Below are 5,654 nucleotides of genomic sequence, written 5' to 3'. Positions count from 1 at the left end.
CTTCTCAAAGCTCAAGCAGTTCCGACGTGTCGCAACCCGCTTCGAAAAAACGGCCCGGAATTACCGGGCCGTCGTCACTCTCGCTGCCATTGTTCTATGGATGCGCTAGTGTCCACACCACCTAGACCTTCTGCAAAAAGGTCTTTCGAGCGCGCACGCGCATGACCTGCTCTTGTTTCCTCCTATTGCTGTGGCGGTCCATGCTGCCGCGACCGACGTACGATCGCATTTGCGCTTTTGCGGCAATGCAGGAGGCACCAACCGCTTTCGACGCCCGTAGCGCTTGAGCTTCCTCGCCCTCGGTGCGGCCTTGCCCGGTTGACCGTCATACGCACCAGCGAGACGTTCTTAGCGGTTTGTTTGATCGAACTGACCTTCTCGTTGGCGCTGCCAACGCGGCCGTAAAGGTCGCGCGAATGGGCCGGCAGTGCGTGCCGGCAAGGCATCCACCCGCATCCCAAAGACGGGAGCCCTCGGGCGGAGCCTCCTTGCCTGCCCGCACTGCCGGCCTCGAATTCTCCCGACCGGCCGCGATGGCGCAGCCGATAACCAACGGGAGAAACTCAAATGCTCAACGACACCCAAACCGTTTCCGGCGCAACCTGGTCATTGGCGGTACCGTCCTGCTTACCCCGGGGGCGTGACCTGCCTCGAACCGGATCGTCTGGCCGAGTTGCTCGAAGCGGTGCGCAGGTTCGACAGCTTCACGCGGGATAACGATCCGCACGGCGAGCACGACTTCGGCGCCATTGACGGGAATCCCGAAGGTGCTGCGGTTCGCGCTGGAAGAGACGTAGAAATCCACGCTTGTCTACGCTATAGCCCTCCAACGCCCCAATGAAATCAAGGCGCTGTGTTGCGATTTCGGCAAGCCAGAGTTGCCCTACCGGATCGGATCAGGGGATATACTGGGGCGCTAATAAACGAGCTGAAACGGTTCAAGTTGCACTTGGCGTCGCAAGCCGCGGCTCTGGTCTCGTCGGATTCAAATGATCCCGCGACTGTCCTAGGCGGGTTTTTTCATCCCCATCCACGCGCGGCACAAGAAGGTGCTCGGTTATGTCAAGTTCCGGCTGAGGAAAGACCAGCGACCTTTCTCGCCAAGACGGCGGCCGCTGCCCGCACAGGACGCATGCGAGGATAGTCTGCGAAAACATCACCGACGAAAGCGCGGACGAGGCATGTATCCAGGCTGGCAGAGAACTCTACAAGTGGGCAGAGCAGTCGACCGGCCAGCTGAGAATCCGCGAATGTGTTGCCGAGCCGTACGTCGTTCGAGGCACATTCCACATTCTCGCCAACGACAGCCCACGGCCTAGGGTTCATTGGCATCCTCACTTCCTGCAACGCTTGGCCAAGATCCTTGAGGCTGCAGCATGAAGCAGTGGATCGATCGTCCGATAGAGATACGAAACCTCTTCAACCCGGCCTTCTGCGGCCTTGTTCTCTTCCGCGCGCTGGCGGGGTTCCACGCCGAGGACGACAAAGGGATGCCATTCTCGCTCTCGCTCCTGGTTTTACCGCTGTGCCTGCAGCAAAGCTCAAGGGAGACTTTGCAACGCGCAAACCGAAGTTACTTCCTGAAGGTGGTAGCGGACCATCCACAAATATTGCATGGGTCGTTCAACCTTCAACGTTCCGGAGGGAGTCATCCGCGACCGCGTGTTTTGGTTTGCGGTGATCTACCGCTTCGATGGCGAAGAAGTGCTTGTGGCGAAGCCGGCGCCTGCTCCGGGCGCTCTGAGCCTGAGCATGGCCATGTACGACGCGGAGCAAAGGTCGAGGCGCCGGATTTCTCGGAGCTAGCCGTGAACGACAGCGATGATGGCGTCGTTGCGCTGCTCACACAATTGCTTGGAATTCCGGAGAATACAACCGACGTTCCGATCGAGAGCAGTCGAGTGAGCTTCGATGCGAATGTGAAGCACGCCTTCTATTATCTGTTCCAGAAGCAAGGGATCGTCACGAACAAAGACCAGTTGTTCTACCGCCAGAACGAGCCGCAACAGCCTCAGGCGATCAAGGATACATTGCCTATCCTTCTAGGCATATCCGGGAAGGACAAGTTCACGCTCGAATCTCAACTCCGCTACGCGCAACGTGAACTTCGTCTCAATGCGAAGCTGCTCCAACAGGCGCGAGAGGGGATCGACAACTCCGAAGAACGGGCCATCGGCCTTCTTTCAGAGGCCCGCGCAGTAGAAATTCCCCTTGGTGACAGCGACGTGCCGCCAACCGTTCTTCTTCGTCGGGCATTGGATTGGAAACCAACATCTGTGCCGGAAGACGACGGATCGCGGGTATCGAGCATCGAGAACGAATTGCTCGATCTCAGGGAACGGCGTCGCGAAATTCAACGCCGTATTGATGGTGCTGAACAATTCAACAAGCGCGCGGCAGGTTTTCAGCACGAGGTCAACGAGCAGCGTGAACGTCTGAGCTCAATAAAGGCGCTGCCCTTCGATAAAGCCACGGGTGAATGGCAGTGGCCTTTTGCGCAGGCTAACATTGGGATGGACGGATCGATTGCGAAAGCTCTCCTAGCCGAGCTGGAATCCCTTGATAATGAGTTGACGGCGGTCACAGGCGAGCGGCCGGCGTTGGCCGCATATTTGACCGATCAGCAGAAGGCATTGGCAGACATTGGAGACCAAATCCGGGGCAAGGAAGTCGAGCTTTCCTCGGCCATTTCCACGAGCGAAATGGCAACGCTATTGGCGAACAGAAACAACGCAGCATCACGAGTCGTGGGGCGCATCAGCCTGTTCCTAGAGAACCTGGTGCCCAATACGGAGCTTCTGAGACTTCAGGCGGAACAGCGGCGACTCAAAGCGCGGGTTGCGGACTTGGAAGAAAGGCTCGGTGCTGATGATTCCGAGACACGCCTCACTTCCACGCTCAGCAACATCGCGCTGCACATGTCGGGCTATATTCGCGATCTGGGCGGCGAGTTCGGCGAGTATCCTGCTCGTCTCGATCTCCACAATCTGACAGTTGTCATCGACCGACCGGGCCGCCCGGTTTACATGAATCGAACCGGACTTGGCGAAAACCATTTGGCGTACCATCTCGCCGCGTTGCTGGCGCTTCATCGGTTTGCGGCGACGTACGACCATCCCGTCCCCCGGTTCATGCTGATCGACCAGCCAACCCAAGTCTACTTCCCTTCCGAGACTTCCTATGCGGCCGCCGGTGGCTCTATTGAGCAAACGGAAAGCCAAAAGGATGCGGACCTTGAGGCAGTTCGGCGGCTGTTCGAGACGCTGCAGCGCTTCACCACGCAGGATGCTCCGGGCTTTCAACTCATTGTCACAGAACACGCTAATCTGAGAGAAGATTGGTTCCAGGCCGCCTTGGTGGAGGATCCATGGACAAAACCACCAGCTCTGGTGCCCGACAATTGGCCTGACATTCCCCTTGTCTGATGCCCAGGGGCAGGCGATGCGCAATAACGCAGACTACGACGTGTTTTGAGTAGTGGCTCAAGATTGATGCTTATCTGGGTGGCAGCTCCACCTTTTCCAGCAACCGCTCGGCCGCAACCGAGAGATCTCCGCGTGCGCCCATGACGACGCTCTCGCTGTTGCCGTGCGCCCGCAGCCACCCGACCTCCTTGGATATTTGCCTGTGCGCGTACGTCGTCGCCTCATCCAGATGCTCGACAAGCCGCCTGCCGCGATAGCTGGTGATATCTATATATGGCAATCGTTCGCGGAACAGCCGGAGCGGCGCCATTACCTGCTCAGCCAGCTTCAGCAGATCATTGGGATATGTTTCGTCGTCTTCCCACCCCTCGCGATCGGCCAGATCGCGTAGTTGTGGAGCGTATTTGAGCGCATCTTGGACCGCGTCTGTAATGAATTCGATAGCTCTCGTCTCGCCAGAGGACACTGTAGTCGCCTTGGGCGGCTTGCCGGTGGTGATAAGCTTGATTGCCCTGAGGATGCGGTCAGTGTCGGTCAGCGGCACGGCGTGAATCTGGCCGAAAGGCTTGGGCAGATGCTCCGGCAGAATGTCAGAGTGATGCGCGTTGACAAGCTTGCCTTGGCGCATGGCGTGATCGGCTTCAGATAGTACCCAATCGGAATTCGCGGATGTGGCCGACCAAATGATCACCGCGGCGGAGCAATTGTTGAGCTGCGCGTCAATTTCCGCCCGGAACCGCTGGATTGGCAGCAACTCCGTGTCCCACCAGACGGTGAGGCCGGCGGCTACCAAAATCTTCGCCAAATCTTCGGTCAGTTTGCGTTCTGCCTTGGAGTAGCTGATGAAGACGTCTGCCATTGCCTAAACCGCTGATCTCGAGTCACAAATGTGCTGCAGAGTCGTTCGTGAAGAACCGGCGCGCCGCCGGGCTCAGGCGATATTTGGCGCCGGGTTGGTCTCGAGGAAGGCTCGGATGATGGCACGCAAGAGCTCTGCGAGCCATCGCAGGAGCAGGCCGAAGTTGTAGCCGGCGGCGGCGAGGACAGCGTTGATACAGTCGCCGGGACGCCCTTTGAGATAGTTGCGGTCCATGCGGTGCTCGGCCTTGATGTGACCGATGACGGGCTCGACAGCCGCGCGACGCCTCATCTCGCGGCGGATGGGAGCTGAGACGCGGCGGACCTGACCCGAGATCCAGACTCTGAACCGATGCGGGTGATTGTGGCCGCGATATCCTTTGTCGACGTGGATACGGCGAGCCTCCACGCCGGTGAGCTTCTCCATGTCGGCGATCACGGGGCCGAGCGTGTGCCCATCGAAGGGATTGCCGTGCAGGGCCTTGGCGTGAAGCACGAATTGGCCGCCCTTCGGAGACGTCACGGGGGTGGCGATACTGACCTTGCAGCCGAACTCGTAGGGCGCGCGGGCCTTACCCTTGCCGATGCACTCGACCTCCGGGGCGTGCAACGCATAAACCTTTGGACCGCGTTGGTGCTGATCCTGGCTGCGCACCTGCTGCGCTAAACCGAGCAACGGGCCGAAGCGAGCTTCCAGCGCTGTATCGCCATCAATCTTGCGGCGGATGTCGCGGATGATCCGGCCGAGCCGTGTCCGCAGGAACTTGAGCTGCCGCCGGGCGCGTTTGAACTGGTGGGCGTGGGTATAGCGGCCGACCATGATGGCGGCGCGCTTGGCCAGGCGCAGATAGCTCTGGCGCAGCGGCACACGGTTGCGCCTGGCGAGCCCGACCAGCTTGACGATTGCTCGATGCATCAGCCGCGCGTCGGTCGGATGGGCGACCGCCTTGGGCTGCACCGTGGTATCGACGACCACCCGTTCCAGGTCCTTCGCGCCGATCGCGCCGGTCTTGTGCGCCACCGACAGACTTTCCTGGATCAGCGCGACAAGTTGCTCCTCGCCGAGCCGCTGCCGCCAGCGCGTCATCGACGATCGATCGAACGGCAACCGGTGGCAGAAGCTCAATTCGCCGCAGAAGTGCTGGTAATAGGGGTTCTCGATCCAGCGGGCGCACAGCGCTTCATCCGACAGGTTGTGCATGTGCTTCAGAATGAACAGGCCGGCGATCAGCCGCGTCGGCAAGCCCGGCTGCCCTGACCCTGCCTGGCACACCGAACCAAAGCGCTCATTCAGCACGTTCCAGTCGATCAGCGCCGCCAACCGCACCAGCGGATGACCCATGTCGATGATCTGATCCAGGGCCGGAAGCA

At 59.7% G+C, this 5,654-nt stretch carries 5 protein-coding genes and 1 pseudogene; 4 read left to right on the top strand and 2 right to left on the bottom strand.

The window, feature by feature from the left end:
* The 4 genes and pseudogenes from FNJ47_RS44345 to FNJ47_RS44335 form a co-directional block, all read left to right on the top strand.
* Window positions 1-109 (top strand): annotated as a pseudogene (locus FNJ47_RS44345) (IS5/IS1182 family transposase); the annotation flags it as partial.
* Window positions 110-427: 318 nt separating this feature from the next.
* Window positions 428-841: a DUF3768 domain-containing protein gene (locus tag FNJ47_RS54920; RefSeq protein ID WP_430649480.1), complete on the top strand. Its 414-nt coding sequence runs from the start codon at window positions 428-430 to the stop codon at window positions 839-841.
* A 299-nt stretch (window positions 842-1,140) separates the two neighbouring features.
* Entirely contained in the window at window positions 1,141-1,380 is a 240-nt protein-coding gene (locus FNJ47_RS54085; RefSeq protein WP_347341810.1) for an ABC-three component system protein, read from the top strand.
* A complete protein-coding gene (locus tag FNJ47_RS44335; protein ID WP_236000530.1) occupies window positions 1,377-3,425 on the top strand; it encodes a three component ABC system middle component in 2,049 nt (682 codons plus the stop codon). The genes FNJ47_RS54085 and FNJ47_RS44335 overlap by 4 nt, the downstream gene beginning before the upstream one ends.
* Window positions 3,426-3,495: 70 nt before the next feature.
* On the opposite strand, the gene FNJ47_RS44330 is transcribed toward FNJ47_RS44335, so the two are convergent.
* Together FNJ47_RS44330 and FNJ47_RS44325 are read right to left on the bottom strand one after the other, a co-directional pair.
* Window positions 3,496-4,284, bottom strand: coding sequence for a toll/interleukin-1 receptor domain-containing protein (locus tag FNJ47_RS44330; RefSeq protein ID WP_163162857.1), 789 nt, complete (start codon window positions 4,282-4,284; stop codon window positions 3,496-3,498).
* Between the two features lie 72 nt (window positions 4,285-4,356).
* Window positions 4,357-5,654 (bottom strand): IS5 family transposase (locus tag FNJ47_RS44325; RefSeq protein WP_163162855.1); only part of this gene is annotated, 1,298 nt, incomplete at its 5' end.

It is taken from the genome of Bradyrhizobium uaiense, from assembly GCF_010811875.1.
Classification (GTDB): Bacteria; Pseudomonadota; Alphaproteobacteria; order Rhizobiales; family Xanthobacteraceae; genus Bradyrhizobium; species Bradyrhizobium uaiense.
Note: the sequence above shows the minus strand (reverse complement) of the source record. Positions and strands in the feature narration are given on the sequence as shown.